Annotated in this window: 14 protein-coding genes, 1 other RNA gene and 2 pseudogenes; 8 read left to right on the top strand and 9 right to left on the bottom strand. The window is 70.8% G+C overall.

Annotated elements, in window-relative coordinates; all coding sequences use genetic code 11:
- Positions 1-86: 86 nt before the first annotated feature.
- Positions 87-656: pseudogene (locus ACN28I_RS41390) on the bottom strand (class I tRNA ligase family protein); the annotation flags it as partial.
- A 155-nt stretch (positions 657-811) separates the two neighbouring features.
- On the opposite strand from ACN28I_RS41390, the gene ACN28I_RS41395 reads away from it, so the two are divergent.
- Positions 812-1624, top strand: coding sequence for a hypothetical protein (locus ACN28I_RS41395; protein ID WP_420947393.1), 813 nt, complete (start codon positions 812-814; stop codon positions 1622-1624).
- A gap of 69 nt (positions 1625-1693) precedes the next feature.
- On the top strand, positions 1694-3466 hold the full coding sequence (locus ACN28I_RS41400; protein ID WP_420947394.1) for a M1 family aminopeptidase: 1773 nt from the start codon (positions 1694-1696) through the stop codon (positions 3464-3466).
- Positions 3467-3469: 3 nt separating this feature from the next.
- Here the strand turns inward: ACN28I_RS41400 and ftsY are convergent, their stop codons facing one another.
- A complete protein-coding gene (gene ftsY / locus ACN28I_RS41405; RefSeq protein WP_420947395.1) occupies positions 3470-5047 on the bottom strand; it encodes a signal recognition particle-docking protein FtsY in 1578 nt (525 codons plus the stop codon).
- A gap of 140 nt (positions 5048-5187) precedes the next feature.
- Here ftsY and ACN28I_RS41410 point away from each other — a divergent pair, with 140 nt between their 5' ends.
- Entirely contained in the window at positions 5188-5745 is a 558-nt protein-coding gene (locus tag ACN28I_RS41410; RefSeq protein WP_420947396.1) for a hypothetical protein, read from the top strand.
- A 13-nt stretch (positions 5746-5758) separates the two neighbouring features.
- On the opposite strand, the gene rnpB is transcribed toward ACN28I_RS41410, so the two are convergent.
- The 3 genes from rnpB to ACN28I_RS41425 form a co-directional block, all read right to left on the bottom strand.
- Positions 5759-6150: RNase P RNA component class A (gene rnpB, locus ACN28I_RS41415), an RNA gene on the bottom strand.
- A gap of 59 nt (positions 6151-6209) precedes the next feature.
- A complete protein-coding gene (locus ACN28I_RS41420) occupies positions 6210-6842 on the bottom strand; it encodes a ribonuclease HI family protein (protein WP_420947397.1) in 633 nt (210 codons plus the stop codon).
- 10 nt (positions 6843-6852) lie between these two features.
- The gene (locus tag ACN28I_RS41425; RefSeq protein ID WP_420948818.1) at positions 6853-7578 is read right to left on the bottom strand and encodes a zinc ribbon domain-containing protein; all 726 of its coding nucleotides are present in this window, start codon (positions 7576-7578) and stop codon (positions 6853-6855) included.
- Positions 7579-7866: 288 nt separating this feature from the next.
- On the opposite strand from ACN28I_RS41425, the gene ACN28I_RS41430 reads away from it, so the two are divergent.
- The gene (locus tag ACN28I_RS41430) at positions 7867-8052 is read left to right on the top strand and encodes a hypothetical protein (protein WP_420947398.1); all 186 of its coding nucleotides are present in this window, start codon (positions 7867-7869) and stop codon (positions 8050-8052) included.
- 49 nt (positions 8053-8101) lie between these two features.
- On the opposite strand, the gene ACN28I_RS41435 is transcribed toward ACN28I_RS41430, so the two are convergent.
- Positions 8102-8392, bottom strand: a complete 291-nt coding sequence (locus tag ACN28I_RS41435; RefSeq protein WP_047859830.1) for an FYDLN acid domain-containing protein — start codon at positions 8390-8392, stop codon at positions 8102-8104.
- 128 nt (positions 8393-8520) lie between these two features.
- Between ACN28I_RS41435 and ACN28I_RS41440 the strand changes: the two are divergent.
- Positions 8521-8604: pseudogene (locus ACN28I_RS41440) on the top strand (hypothetical protein); the annotation flags it as partial.
- Here ACN28I_RS41440 and ACN28I_RS41445 read toward each other — a convergent pair.
- On the bottom strand, positions 8568-8870 hold the full coding sequence (locus tag ACN28I_RS41445; RefSeq protein ID WP_420947399.1) for a hypothetical protein: 303 nt from the start codon (positions 8868-8870) through the stop codon (positions 8568-8570). The pseudogene ACN28I_RS41440 and the gene ACN28I_RS41445 sit on opposite strands and share 37 nt — an antisense overlap.
- Before the next feature lie 89 nt (positions 8871-8959).
- Between ACN28I_RS41445 and ACN28I_RS41450 the strand changes: the two genes are divergently transcribed.
- Positions 8960-10207: an AgmX/PglI C-terminal domain-containing protein gene (locus tag ACN28I_RS41450; RefSeq protein ID WP_420947400.1), complete on the top strand. Its 1248-nt coding sequence runs from the start codon at positions 8960-8962 to the stop codon at positions 10205-10207.
- 14 nt (positions 10208-10221) lie between these two features.
- Positions 10222-11418, top strand: coding sequence for an MFS transporter (locus ACN28I_RS41455; protein WP_420947401.1), 1197 nt, complete (start codon positions 10222-10224; stop codon positions 11416-11418).
- 65 nt (positions 11419-11483) lie between these two features.
- Here the strand turns inward: ACN28I_RS41455 and ACN28I_RS41460 are convergent, their stop codons facing one another.
- The gene (locus ACN28I_RS41460) at positions 11484-11756 is read right to left on the bottom strand and encodes a DUF3006 domain-containing protein (protein ID WP_420947402.1); all 273 of its coding nucleotides are present in this window, start codon (positions 11754-11756) and stop codon (positions 11484-11486) included.
- The gene (locus tag ACN28I_RS41465; RefSeq protein ID WP_420947403.1) at positions 11753-12934 is read right to left on the bottom strand and encodes a ComEC/Rec2 family competence protein; all 1182 of its coding nucleotides are present in this window, start codon (positions 12932-12934) and stop codon (positions 11753-11755) included. The genes ACN28I_RS41460 and ACN28I_RS41465 overlap by 4 nt, the downstream gene beginning before the upstream one ends.
- A gap of 104 nt (positions 12935-13038) precedes the next feature.
- Here ACN28I_RS41465 and deoC point away from each other — a divergent pair, with 104 nt between their 5' ends.
- Positions 13039-13872, top strand: a complete 834-nt coding sequence (gene deoC / locus ACN28I_RS41470) for a deoxyribose-phosphate aldolase (RefSeq protein WP_420948819.1) — start codon at positions 13039-13041, stop codon at positions 13870-13872.
- Positions 13873-13875 lie beyond the last annotated feature (3 nt).

Raw genomic sequence — 13875 nt, forward strand, 5'->3', positions numbered from 1 at the left:
TCGTCTCCGGCCAGTCGAGCCCCTCGAGGCTCCTGCACCAGCCGGTCCGCGTAGGCGGTGATGCGCAGCGTCCACTGGCGCAGGGGCAGGCGGACCACCGGGTGGCCGCCGCGCTCGCTCTTGCCGTCGATGACCTCCTCGTTGGCCAGCACGGTGCCCAGCGCCGGGCACCAGTTCACCGGCAGCTCGGCCTGGTAGGCCAGCCCGCGCTGGAAGAGCTTGAGGAAGATCCACTGCGTCCAGCGGACGTAGGCCTCGTCCGTCGTCGCCAGCTCGCGCGACCAGTCATACGAGAAGCCGAGCGACTTGAGCTGCCGCTTGAAGGTGGCGATGTTCTTCGCCGTCGTCTGGGCGGGGTGGGTGCCCGTCTCGATGGCGTGCTGCTCGGCGGGAAGTCCGAACGAGTCCCAGCCCATGGGGTGGAGCACGTCCACGCCGCGCATGCGCTGGTAGCGCGCCACGATGTCCGTGGCCGTGTAACCCTCCGGGTGGCCCACGTGGAGCCCGGAGCCGGACGGGTAGGGGAACATGTCGAGGATGTACGCCTTGGGACGGCCTGGATGGCGCCGGGCCTCGAAGGTCTTCTCCTGCTCCCAACGGCTCTGCCACTTGGGCTCGATGGCCGAGGGGTCGTACTTGGAACGCTCGGTGGACATGGCGGCCGTGTGTAGCACGCACCCCGGGCAGGCGGTGGCTCCCCCCTGTCTCCTGGCGACAGGCGTGGACCCGTGGATTCTTGACAATCAACACTTCCTCATTGTTCCATGAGGGCATGCGAAACGGACTTTTCAGAGTTTGCGCAATTGTCCTGGTGTCGTCCGCATGTGGAGGCGAGGCACCGCTCGAGGAGCGCGGGTCCGCGGGCGAGGCGGTTGGGACGCGCGAGCAGGCGGCCTACTCGGGCGTGAACGGCACGTACTGCATCGCGAGCCCGTACAACTGCAAGCTGCGGGAGTCGGGCGGCAACCGGGTGGAGACGAACGATCCGGCCAACGACAACTGGGGCATCATGACGGGCATCGCCATCCGCGATGGCCACGGCAACATCCAGGGGACCAACACCCGGACGAGCGCCCAGTTCAACTACGGCCAGACGCGCTCCTTCGCGGGCGAGCCCCATGCCTTCGCGGTGTCGACGTCGAACTCGAGCGCCGGGTGGCTGCCGATGTCGGCCATCTATGGGCGGACGTCCTTCGAGCAGAAGGTGGGCCACGTGTCGGCGCTGGGCGCGGGCCTGGCGAAGCTGGGCTGCTACGCCGTGCGCAACTGGCACGACACCAACCTCGAGTTCAAGAAGGTGGTGTACGACAGCACGGCGACCCACGAGCGCGCGGGCGACTACCTGCCGCTGGTGCGCGCCAATGGCAAGCGCTCGGCGAACCTCGCGTTCAACGTGCCGGGCTTCGCCCTGGGGGGGCCGGCGGTGGACCACTGGCCGGCGGGCACCAAGTTCCAGCGCCTGGACGTGCCGACCGACGGCGGCGCCCCGTCCATCGAACATCCCGCTCTGGGTCGCGGACAGCACGGGCCGCTACCGCGTGCAGTCGGGGACCATGAAGTTCCTCTACGGCTACGTCATCGCCAACACCACCGGCACCAAGCGCAACGGCTGGATGGCGTATGACGCACTCGAGGTCAGCTCCGGCTGCCCGTGAGGCGCTGAAGCCGGGCGGGGAGGTGTAACATCCTCCCCATGCTCGACTACCTGCGTCGCTGGCCGCTGCTGGCACTGCTGCTCGTGCCCGGGGTTGCTCCCGCCGGGAACTTCGTCCCGCCGGAGGTGCAGTTCTCCCTCCAGCACCTCAAGTCCGAGGAGCGGGCCCGCGCCGCGCAGGCGCTCGGGCCCCTGGAGAATCTGCCCCGCTACCAGGTCCAGCTCGAGTTGGACCCGAAGGCGCGCAAGGTGAAGGGCCACCTGCGGGTGGAGCTGCTCGTCCGCAGCCGCCCGCTGGATGCCGTCCACCTGCGCGTCACGCCCAATGCCTTCGACCCACGGGTGGAGCTCTCCGAGGTGAAGGTGGACGGGAAGCCCGTGAAGCCGGAGCGCCCCGAGGACGGCCTCTACCGCCTGCCGCTGGCCAGCCCCGCCGCTCCGGGCAGTTGGGTGGAGGTGCAGCTCGACCTGGAGGCGCGGGTGCCACGTGCGCAGCCCGGTTCCACCTCGCTGCTGGGCTCGCTCGGCTCCTCGGGTGGGGGAGGGGATTACGGCGCCTTCGCCGCCATGGACGACTTCATGAGCCTGGTGGGCGTGGTGCCCCTGGTGCCGCCCCTCGACACGAGCGGCAACCCCTGGGCCGGTCCCACCGGCGTGGGCGACCTGGCGCTGTACGAGCCCTCCAACGTGCTCGCCAACGTCATCGTCCCCTCGGGCTGGAAGGTGTTCGCCACCGGCTCCCCCATGGGCGAGCTGCCCCAGAAGGACGGCCGCATCCGCTACACCTTCGCCGCGGGCGCGGTGCGCGACTTCCCCGTGTTCGCCGCGCGCGGGTACCAGAGCGCCACCACGACGGTGAATGGTGTCACCGTGGAGAGCCACTTCGCCGCCCGCGACGCCGCGGTGGGCAAGCGCGTGCTGAAGTACGCCAGCGACGTGCTCACCGAGTTCGAGCGCCGCCTCGGGCCCCTGCCGTTCAAATACTTCCGGGTGGTGGAGGCCCCGCTGGCCGGAGGCGCCGGTGGCATGGAGTTCCCCGGCCTCGTCACCGTGGGCACGGCCCTCTACCGCGGGGCGGCGGATCCGAGCACCGCGCTCCAGGGCATGCCGGGCATGGGGCAGATGCAGCAGCTCCTCGAGGCCATGGGCGGGGACGCGGCACCGCTCGCGCAGCTCGGGCAGTCGCTGGAGCGCACGCTCGAGTTCACCGTGGCCCACGAGGTGGCGCACCAGTACTTCGCGGCGCTGGTGGGCTCGGATCCCATCCACGCGCCGGTGGTGGACGAGACGCTCGCCCAGTACGCGGCGCTGCTCTACATGGAGTGGAAGCACGGGCGCGCGGTGGCCGAGCGGTTGCGGGAGGAGATGCTCGTGGGCTCCTACCACCTGTACCGGCTCTCGGGCGGCAAGGACGGCCCGGCGGACCGGCCCACCTCCGAGTTCGACGACTCCATGCAGTACGGCGCGCTGGTGTACGGCAAGGCGCCCCTGCTGCACCACGCCTCGCGCAAGCTCATCGGCGATGAGGCCTTCTTCAAGGCCCTGCGCTCCTACGTGGACACGTACCGCTTCAAGTGGACGTGCGATGACTGCTTCACCCGCGAGCTCGCCAAGGCGAGTCCCTCGAAGGCCCAGGCGCTCGAGCAGTTGCGCGTGCGCTGGTGGCAGGAGGCCCATGGGGACGAGGACCTCGGCAAGCCCAACATGGGCGCCCTGCTGGGCGCCGGGATGAATGGGGAGGCGTTGGATCCGGAGACGCTCAAGCTCATGGAGGAGCTGCTTCCGGGCCTGATGAAGGGGCAGGAGGAGTAGGCGCTAGTCGAACAGCGCCTGGACGAACTCGCGGGGCTCGAAGCGGCGCAGGTCGGCGACCTTCTCGCCGACGCCCACCCACACCACGGGCAGCTTCAGCTCGTCGGCGATGCCGATGATGACGCCGCCCTTGGCCGTGCCGTCCAGCTTCGTCAGCGCGATGGCCGTGACACCCACGGCCTCGTGGAACTGCTTGGCCTGCTGGATGGCGTTCTGCCCGTTGGTGGAGTCCAGCACCAGCAGCACCTCGTGGGGAGCCCCGGGAAGCGCCTTGTCGATGACGCGCTTCACCTTCTTCAGCTCGTCCATCAGGTTCACCTTCGTGTGGAGCCGGCCCGCCGTGTCGGCGATGACCACGTCGGCGCCCGAGTCCTTCGCCTTCTTGATGGCCTCGAAGATGACCGAGCTGGGGTCCGCGCCCTCGGCGCCCTTCACCAGCTCCGCCTTGGCCCGGTCCGCCCACACGTCGAGCTGCTCGGTGGCGGCCGCGCGGAACGTGTCGCCCGCGGCCAGCATCACCTTCTTGCCCTGGCCCGTCAGCTTCGCCGCCAGCTTGCCGATCGTCGTCGTCTTCCCCGCGCCGTTGACGCCCACCACCATCACCACGTGCGGCGGGCCTCCTCCCTCCAGCGTGCGCGGCACCGGCAGGTCGACGATTCGCGTCACCTCCTCGCGGATGAGGTCCTTGATGCGGTTGGCGTCGCTCAGCTCGTTGCGCTTGAGCTTCTCGCGCGCCACCTCCACCAGGCTGGACGCGGTGCGCACGCCGATGTCCGCCGTGAAGAGGATCTCCTCCATCTCCGCCAGCACCGACTCGTCCACCTTGCGGTTGGAGCCGAACAGGCCGTTGAGCCGCGCCATGAAGCCCTGGCTGCGCGTCTTGTCCAGGCCCTGCGCCAGCGTCCGTCCCGCCTCGGCGTCAATCTTGGCCCGCGCCGCCGCCTCCTCCGCACGCCGGGCCTCCTCGGCCGCCGCCGCCTCCCGGGCCTTCTCCTCGGCCACGAGGCGCTCCGCCTCCTCGCGCTCGCGCTTGCGCCGCTCCTTCGCCTCGTCCTCGGCGGCCTTCTTCGCGCGGTACTCGGCGCGCTTCTCTTCTTCCTCGCGCTCCTTGAGAGCCCGGACCTCGGCCTCCAGGCGGGCGCGCTCGGCGGCGTCCGTGGTGCTCTTCGCGGCCCGGGTGGCCTCCTCCCGCTGGCGGGCGAGCGACTCGGCGCGGGCGTGGATCTCCTCCGCCTCGCGCAGTCTCGCGAGCTCCGCCTCGCTGGGCGGCAGCTCCACGCGCAGCTCCGGACGCTCCGCGGGCAGCTCGGGCTTCTGCTTCGTGGGGGGCACCGGGGCTCGGCCGGGCTCCTCGGGACGCTTCTTGAAGAAGAGCTTGCGCGCCGCGGCCACCATCAGGGCCACGAGCAGCACGGTGACGCCCACGCCCACCACCGTGTCCACGGTGCCGCTCTCGGGCGGCGGGGGCGTGCCCGTCTCCGGTACCCCGGGCTGCGTGCGCGGGGGCTCCTGGGGCAGCGGGGAGGGCTGCGGCGACGGCGCCTGCGCGAGGAGGAAGGGGAGGGCGTTGGGCGTCTTCATGGCGCGCACCGCATACCTCAAGATGCCCGCGCGAGTCCCACCCATCCTGCGCTCCCCGCCACACGGAGAACACGTCCCCGGCCCCGGAGGGCCACGGGCCGGTGGATGCCGTGCCGGGAAGCCGGTAGAAACGGGGGGCCATGCACCGGCCCACGCTCCTCGCCCTCCTCGGTTCCGTCTCCCTCCTCAGCGCCTGCATCGTCGAGGCTCCCGGGGGGGCCAGTCCCAACGAGCGGCGCCAGGCCGTGGTGACCCAGGTGCCGGCGCTCTCGGTGCGCAGCGGCGCCAATTTCGAGGACAAGGTGGAGCTGGTGGGCGCCACCGTGCAGCCCGGCCGCCTCGCTCGCGGCGAGGGCGCCCGCGTCACCGCCTACTTCAAGGTCCTCAAGCCGCTGGAGGAGGACTACACCATCTTCGTCCACGTGGAGGACGCCGAGGGCCGTGCGGAGCGCCTCAACGTGGACCACAAGCCGGCCGGAGGCCTCTACCCCACCACCCAGTGGAAGACGGGCGAGACGGTGAAGGACGAGTTCAACATCGTGATTCCGCCCGGCTCCACCGCCCGCGCCCTCAACCTCTGGGTGGGCTTCTGGGACCCGAAGACGGACGCGCGCCTGCAGCTCAAGAACCCGGACGCCGTGCGCAATGACGGGCGCAGCCGCATCCTGCTCGCGCAGGTGCCGGTGGCACAGCCGTAGGTACAGGGAAAAAAACCGGAGTGGCCCTGTAAGCCGAGTCTTGTTCCCACCCCTTTCGGGATGGGCGGTGAACATTCATCTAGGGCCCTGGTTGCCCAGGGGCCTCATCAGCGAGCAACCCGAGCGCATGGGGCGGGCAACCCTTGTCCCCTTTCGAGGACGCGCTCCTATTGGCTCTTGCTCCAGGTGGGGTTTTCCGTGCCGCTCGAGTCACCCCGAGCGCGGTGCGCTCTTACCGCACCGTTTCACCCTTACCGGCCCCTCGCGGAACCGGCGGTTTATTTTCTGTGGCACTGTCCTGCGAGTTACCTCGACTGGCCGTTAGCCAGCACCCTGCCCTATGGAGCTCGGACTTTCCTCCCGTCACCCATTCCTGCAGTGACCAGCGTTCACCCGGACCACTCCGGCACACGCCTCATACAACAGAGGAGGGCCCGAGGTCACTCCGGGAGGCCGCTTCCGGCTCACATCCGCTCGTCGATGGCCCGGTTGCTCATCTCGTCGGCCGCCTTGTTCTTCTCGCGCGGCACGTGGGTGAGCTTCACCCGGGGAATCTGCTCGAGCAGGGCCGTGGCCTCCTCATAGAGGGGGCGGAGCGTGGGGCTCTTCACCTGGTAGCGCCCCTGGAGCTGGCGGATGAGCAGCTCGCTGTCGGCGAGCACCTCCAGCTCCTTCACGCCCAGGCTCCGGGCATGCTTCAGGCCGAGCAGCAGGCCCATGTACTCGGCGTAGTTGTTCGTCTGGACGCCCAGGAACCTGCCGAGCCGGGCCACCACCCGTCCCTCGGTGTCCATGAGCACCGCGCCGGCGCCGGCGGGACCGGGGTTTCCCCGGGCGGCGCCATCCGAGAAGAGCTTCAGGCGCGAAGGAACCTCGGCCGTACCTTTCGGCTCGGAGGGGAGGGGAGGGGGCGTGCGCGCCGGGCGGCGTGGCTCCGCACGAGGCTCGGGCGATGGGGCCGCGAGCTGGCTGGCCGCGGCTTCCAGGAGGCGGCCCAAGTCCTCGCGGGTGAGCCCCGGAAAGGCCCGCACCGTCCCCGAGAGCGGCTCCTCGCGCCCGATGTGACGGAGGATGTCGGCGAGGTCCGGCGGGGCCATCGCGCGGGGACTACTTCGCCGCCGGCGTCTCGAGCGCCTCGACGGCGTAGATGATGCGGTTGCAGGACGGGCAGATGTCCGTGCCCAGCGACACGCGCAGGTTGTTGTAGAGCTGCGGGGGCACGTTCATGTTGCAGCCCTGGCACGTGCCGGCCACCACGCCCACCATCGCCGGCAGCTTCTTCTTGCGGATGGTCTCGTAGCGGCGCAGCAGCGTGGCGTCCACGCCCGAAGCCACCGAGGAGCGCTTGCCCTCGAGCGTCTTCACTTGGCCCTCGGCCTGCGTCTGCTTGCCGCGCAGCTCGGCCATCCGGCTGGAGAGCTGCTCCTGGCGGGTGGCGAACTCCGCCTCCTTCGCCTTCACCGCCTCGCGCGCCGCGCCGAGGGTCTTGGTGATCTCCACCAGCTCCTCGGACATCGTCTGGTTCGCCTTCTTGGCGATGTCGATCTCCCGGGCGAGGGCAGAGTATTCGCGGGTGGAACGCTGCTCGGCGAGCCGCGCCTCCCACTTCTTCACCTTGTCCTTCTCGTCCGTGATGTTCTGCTCGAGCGTCGTCTTCTGCCGCTCGATGTCCGCCACCCGGTTGCGCTCCGCCTCGATGGCGCTGCGCGCGGCGCCCAGCTCGCGCTCCAGCTCCGCCAACTGCCGGGGATGCACGTCCGCGGCCTTCTGGAGCGAGGCGACCTCGAGGTCCACCTTCTGCAGCTCCGCCAGCGCCTTCAGTTTCTCCCGCAAAATCGCTGCCTCCATGGAGGGCTCTACCGCGGAGCCCGCGTCCTTCTACCAACAAGGATCTGCACGGTCCAACGCACAAATTGCACCAGTGTCATCCCTCGTGTCACGAGCAGGCGGGCGGTGAAGGAGGCTCGCCGTCCCCAAGCGCCAGGCGTCCGCCCGCACGCCCGCCGTCCGAAGGCCTCTCCGCCCGGCGGCCTCCCTCGGAGAAGGAAGAATCGGGCGAAAAGTTTCCGTCGTGGTGGAAACCTGCTACATGTCTGGACGATGCGAGCCGGGGGACGACCCATGCAGCCGAAGAAGCGACCCAACCCGAGGACGGGAACAGCCCGCACCCCGCTGGACAAGGGGCAGACCCCGCGGCGGCCGGTGGGCGTACAGGCCCTGGGCCCCGTGCGCTACGAGCAGCTGCGCCGCGCCCTCCACCTGCTGTCCACCCCCTCGGGGAGGACGGCCGAGGCGCGCGGAGCCTGAAAAGCCGAAGGGGGCACCGCCGGGTGGCGGAGCCCCCCTCGTACCGGGCTCAGATCTCCTCGTCCTCGTCGGCCGGGGCCGCCTCGGCGTCTTCGTCTTCGAACTCGGCCAACTCCTCTTCCTCGCTCTCCGCGGCTGGCTCCTCGGGCTCGATGGGCTCGATGACCTTGGGGATGGAGGAAAGACGGCCGCGCCGGCCCTCCGAGGCGGGCTTGAGGGCGGGACTTTCCCGCTGATCAGCGCCGCACTTCGGGCACAGGGGGTCCGGCTTCTTCATGTCGTAGAACTTCGTGCTGCATTTGAAGCAGACGTACTTGTTCCCGAGGTCCTTCGCGGGCATGCGCCACCTTCTGTGTCAATGTGTCAAGAGGGTAGGGGGAGGCGGCTCTTAGTTGGGCCGGCAGGCAGAGTCAACCCGATGGTTTGCACTCCACGACATAGGCGCTAGCATCGCATGTGCTCGCCCTTGTGTGCGCGCGCCGGACAGCCCCCTTGAACTTCTCCTGCAACAAGTGTCAGCGGCGGTACTCCATCGCGGACGACAAGGTCCGCGGCAAGACCGTCAAGGTCCGCTGTAAGAACTGCCAGAACGTCATCTCGGTGGAAGGTCCCCCCGAGGAGGTCGAGGAGAGCACGCGCGTCGTGTCCCTGGCGGACGTGGAGCGCCTGCGCGAGCAGGATCGCTCGCTCGCCGAGGAGGAGACGGGCTCCCCCGTCACCCAGTCGGCACCCGCGGCCCAGTCCTGGGAGGACGAGCCCACGCGGACCATGCCGCTGCGCGACACGCGCTCGCCCTGGTTCGTGATGGTGAAGAGCAAGCAGGAGGGCCCGCTGGACGAGGGCGCCCTGAGTCGAGCTCGTCGCCTCGGGGGCCGTCACCGCGCGCAGCTACTTCTGGCAGCAGGGCATGCCGGACTGGAAGCGGGGGCAGGACATCCCCGAGCTGGCCGGGTTCTTCGCGCCCGCGGAGCCGCCGCCGGCGCCCCCGCCGCCGCCCATGCGGACCGCGCCGCCCCCCATGATGATGGCGCCGGAGCCCGAGACGAACCCCTCGGAGCAGTCGGCCACCTCCTGGCAGCCGGATCCGCCCGCGCCCTCGCAGACGACCTGGCAGACCGGGCCGGCGCAGCGCCGCCCGGCCGCCCGGCAGGACGCCACCCCGTGGGAGCCGGAGCAGGACGCCGCCGTGCCCGCCGGCTCCGACTCCGACATCGACGGCGCCCCCCTGGGCGCGCTGTTCTCCGACCTGGACCTTCCCCAAACCGGGCAGCAGGACGGTGGGGGGGAGCTGGGCATGGACATGCTCGCGGGCTCCTCCCAGCAGGAGGATCCCCTCGCCGCGCTGGGCAAGGAGCCGGAGAAGCAGCGCGCGCCGGCGGAGAACACCCAGTACTTCGTGAAGAAGGCGGGGATGCACCGGCGCAACCCGCCCTGGAAGATCGCCCTCTTCGTGGTGCTGCTGCTGGGGCTGCCGGTGGGCGTGCTGTACGCGCTCACCGAGCTGCAGGTGGTGCCGCTGCGGGTCACGCGCGTGGATGCCAAGGGGCAGGTGGTGCAGGAGCCCGTGTCCGTCTTCTCGCCCGAGGGCATTGGCGAGCTGAGGGACCTGATGCTCGGCCGCACGAAGCCGCCTCCGCCCGCGCCGGCCCCCGCGCCCGCGCCGAAGGCCGAGGCGAAGCCGCGTCCCACCGAAGGGGCCGCGAAGCCGGAGACGGCGCCGCAGGAGCCCGCCGCCCAGCCGCCCTCCGCCGAGGAGCAGCAGGCCGTGGCCGCCCTCTACGCCGATGGCGAGAAGACGGACGTGGGCCCCGAGGTGCGCGAGAACACCGAGGTGGCTCCCACCGACTCGGCCGAGCAGTCCGGCCCGCCTCCCGAGGCGCTGGACAAGGTGGTGAAGCAGTCGCAGACCGCCTTCAAGTCCTGCATCGACCAGGCCCTGCGCAAGAACCCGAAGCTGCGCGACGGCAAGCTGCTGCTCACCGCCACCGTGGGCAGCTCCGGCACGGTGAAGAAGGTGTCCTTCGACCGCGAGGACATCAACGGCTCGGCCATGGGCAACTGCATCAAGGCGCGCGCCCGCCGCATGGTGTTCCCCGCCTTCGAGGGGGATGACGTCGAGGTCGAGATTCCGCTCGTCCTCAGCAAGTCCATGTAGCGAGGAGGGTGGACGTGGACGCCCCCGCTTCCCGGCAGGGAGCGGGCCGCCTGCCGCGCACCGTGGTGGTGCTCGGCGTGGTGAGCCTGCTGACGGACATCAGCAGCGACATGATCTTCCCGCTGCTGCCGGCCTTCCTCGCCGCGAGGCTGCCGGCGGCGCCCCTGCTGCTGGGCCTCATGGAGGGCGTGGCGGACGCGGTCTCCGCCCTCATCAAGTACCAGTCCGGCGTGTGGGCCGACCGGGCGCGCCGCCTCAAGCCGATGGTGTTGTTGGGCTATGGCCTGTCCAGCCTGATGCGCCCGCTGATGGCCTTCGTCACCCTGGCCTGGCATCCCGTCGCCATCCGCGCGCTGGACAGGGTGGGCAAGGGTTTGCGCTCCAGCCCGCGTGACGCGCTCATCGCCCACTCCGTTCCCGCGGAATCGCGCGGCCGGGCCTTCGGCTTCCACCGGGGCATGGACCACGCGGGGGCCGCCGTGGGCGCGCTCGCCGCGATGGTGCTGGTGGCCGTGGGCCTGCGCGTGGAGCAGGTGTTCTTCGTCGCCGCGGTGCCCGGCCTGCTCGCGGTGGTGGCCCTGTTGCTCGTGCGCGAGCCCGTTCGTCCGGAGCCGGCTTCCGCTCCGGGGGTAACCCGCGCGCTCGCCCCGGTGCCCCGGCGCCTCGCGTACTACCTGGTGCCCATCACCCTCTTCGGCGTGGCCAACTCCACCGACGCCTTCCTCCTGCTGAAGCTCACCGAGGAGGGCGCCCAGCCCGAGTTCCTGCCCCTGGCGTGGCTGCTGCTGCAGGCGGTGAAGTCGGCCGTCTCGTTCCCGGCGGGCCGGCTCGCGGATCGGCTGGGGGCCTCGCGGCTCGTGGTGACGGGCTGGTCCCTGTACGCGCTGAGCTACCTGGCGCTCGCGTGGGCCCGGGGCGTGACGCTCACGATGATCGTCATCGGTGTCTACGGGCTGTACCACGCCCTGGCAGAGGGCGCGGAGAAGTCGCTGCTCACCTCGCTGGTGCCGGCCGAGGCCCGTGGGCGCGCCTTCGGGCTGTACAACGGGCTGACGGGGGGCGCGTCACTCGCCGCGGGGCTGCTCTTCGGCGCGCTGTGGACGAGCCTGGGCAGCACCACCGCCTTCGTCACCGCGGGGGCGCTCGCCGGGTTGAGCGCGGTGTTGCTCGTGCTGCTGCTGCCGCGTGCCCGTCCTCCGGCGGGAGCTTGAGGAGTGATGCTCCCTCTCCCGGAGGGCGAGGGGAGATTGGCCACGGGTCAGCCCATGGGCCCGGATTAGAGGTCGAAGTCCCCGGGCGGGGGTGCCTTGTTCTTCATGGCCTGCTCGCGGGCCTGGCGGACCTCGGCGCGCAGGCGCTCGGTGGCCTCCGGGTCCACCGTCAGCGTCTCCAGGTCCAGCACGTCGCCCTCGCGGACCCCGGGCGGCAGCTCCTCGCGGCGGCGCGTCTGCTCCCGGCCGTCCACGATGAGCACGGCGAGCTCGTCCTCGAACCGGTCCAGGCTGGCCATCGTCCTGGGACGCGGCGGCTGCTGCTTCTTCTTCCTCATGGGTCGCAGTCCTTGGCGGGGCGGCGCTCCCGCATGGCGGAGGCTCGGTCCTTGTACACCGTACGCTCCTGCGTCTTCGCCCGCTCGAGCGCGCGGCAGTCCTCGCTGTGGAACACCTCGCTGCCCTTGAGGCCCACGTAGCGCGCCCCCGAGGCCCTGGCGGACGCGGCCGGGAGCTTGCCGCTGGCCTGCACGACCTTGCCCCTGGTGGCGCCCGAGGCCCCCGAGGGCATGGGCCCCTTGGCCACGGGGCTGGTCGTCCGGCCGGTGACGACGACGGGAGCGCTCCGGCCCTTCTTGGGGGTGAGGGTGACGGTGGTGCCATTGCTCACCGCGAGCACCTCGCCCTGGAGGTCGGTGCGGAAGACGCGCGCGCCCACGTCGCCGAGCCGCTGGAGGGCCTCGGGGGTGGGGTGTCCGTAGTCGTTGCCCGAGCCGCAGGAGATGACGGCCGCCTGGGGCTTCACCGCCGCGAGGAAGGGCGCGGTGGACGAGTGCTTGCCGCCATGGTGCGCCACCTTCAGCACGGTGGAGGTGAAGTCGATGGGCCTGGTCAGCAGGAACGCCTCGGTCTCCGGCTCGGCGTCGCCCGTGAAGAGGAACGACGTCTTGCCGTACGTCAGCTTGGCCACGATGGAGTTGGCGTTGACGTCCGAGCGCGTGTCATCGAGGAACGCATCGCGCGGGGTGCGCGGCCAGAGGATGGTGAGCGTCACGCCCTCGCCCAGGCCCACGGTCAGGAGCGTCTCCGGGGAGCCCGGGTTGGGCGTGGGCGTCATCACCTGGCCCACCTTCTGGCCCACCACGTCCAGCAGCTTGCGGTAGGACTCGCTCGGGTGGTTGAAGCCCGGATCCATGAAGCGCCGGGCTCCCACCGCCTGGATGATCTTCACGAGGCCGCCCAGGTGGTCCAGGTGCGGGTGGGTCATGATGACCAGGTCGATGGGGCCCTGGACGAGCTGACGCAGGCGGGGCACCAGGGCCTCGTCGGCCTCGGGCGGGCCGCCGTCGATGAGGACCGTCTTGCCGGTGGGCGAGACGATGAGCGCCGCGTCCCCCTGGCCCACGTCGAAGAAGTAGACGGTGAGGGGCTTGAGGGGGGGCGCCTGCGGGGCAGCCCGGCCCGGAAGGGCGGCGAGCAGGGCGAAGAGGACGAGGAGAAGCCGCGCGAAAGCCATGAGCGGAGGGACTCTACTGCATGGAGTGGGGTCCATTGCGTGTCAGGCATGGGGCCGTCTCGGTGCTTCCCGAGCGGGCCGGACTGGGCTACACCGCGCCCCATATGGCCGAGGCCCAAGACATCCAGCGTGTCGTCGAGGAAATCGCCGACCACGTCCGCAAGAGCATGCTCGGTTCCCGGGCGGGCAACCCCCCTTCCGCGGCCCCCGCGAGCGCCGGCTCCCCGGGCCCCGTGCGGACCGCGAGCATCGCGCCCGAGTCCATCCGCGACAACGCGGACCTGGCGCCCTACATCGACCACACGCTGCTCAAGCCCGAGGCCACGCGCGAGGACGTCGCCCGGGTGGCCCGCGAGGCGGTGGAGCACGGCTTCGCCACGGTGTGCGTGAACTCGAGCCACGTGGCCACGGTGGCGGGCATCCTGGCCGGCTCGCGCTCGGTGCCCATCGCCGTGGTGGGCTTCCCGCTGGGCGCGGCCCTCACCAGCGCCAAGGCCTTCGAGGCCCGCGAGGCCATCCAGGCCGGGGCCCGGGAAATCGACATGGTCATCCCCGTCGGGGCCCTCAAGGCGCGCGACTACGCGCTGGTGCTCGAGGACATCGCGAAGGTGGTGGAGGCCAGCCGGCCCTGGCCGGTGAAGGTCATCCTCGAGACGAGCCTGCTCACCCAGGACGAGAAGATCGCCGGCTGTGTGTTGTCCAAGGCGGCGGGGGCGGCGTTCGTGAAGACGTCCACCGGCTTCAGCACCGGCGGCGCCACCGTGGAGGACATCTCGCTCATGCGCCGGGTGGTGGGCGAGGACGTGGGCGTGAAGGCCTCGGGTGGCATCCGCTCGGCCGAGGACGCCCTGAAGATGATTCAGGCGGGAGCCAACCGCCTGGGGGCCTCGGCGTCGGTGGCCATCGTCACCGGCCAGAGGTCCTCCGCGAAGTACTAGCCA

The sequence above is a fragment of the Archangium gephyra genome (assembly GCF_049060025.1).
Taxonomy (GTDB): Bacteria; Myxococcota; Myxococcia; order Myxococcales; family Myxococcaceae; genus Archangium; species Archangium gephyra_A.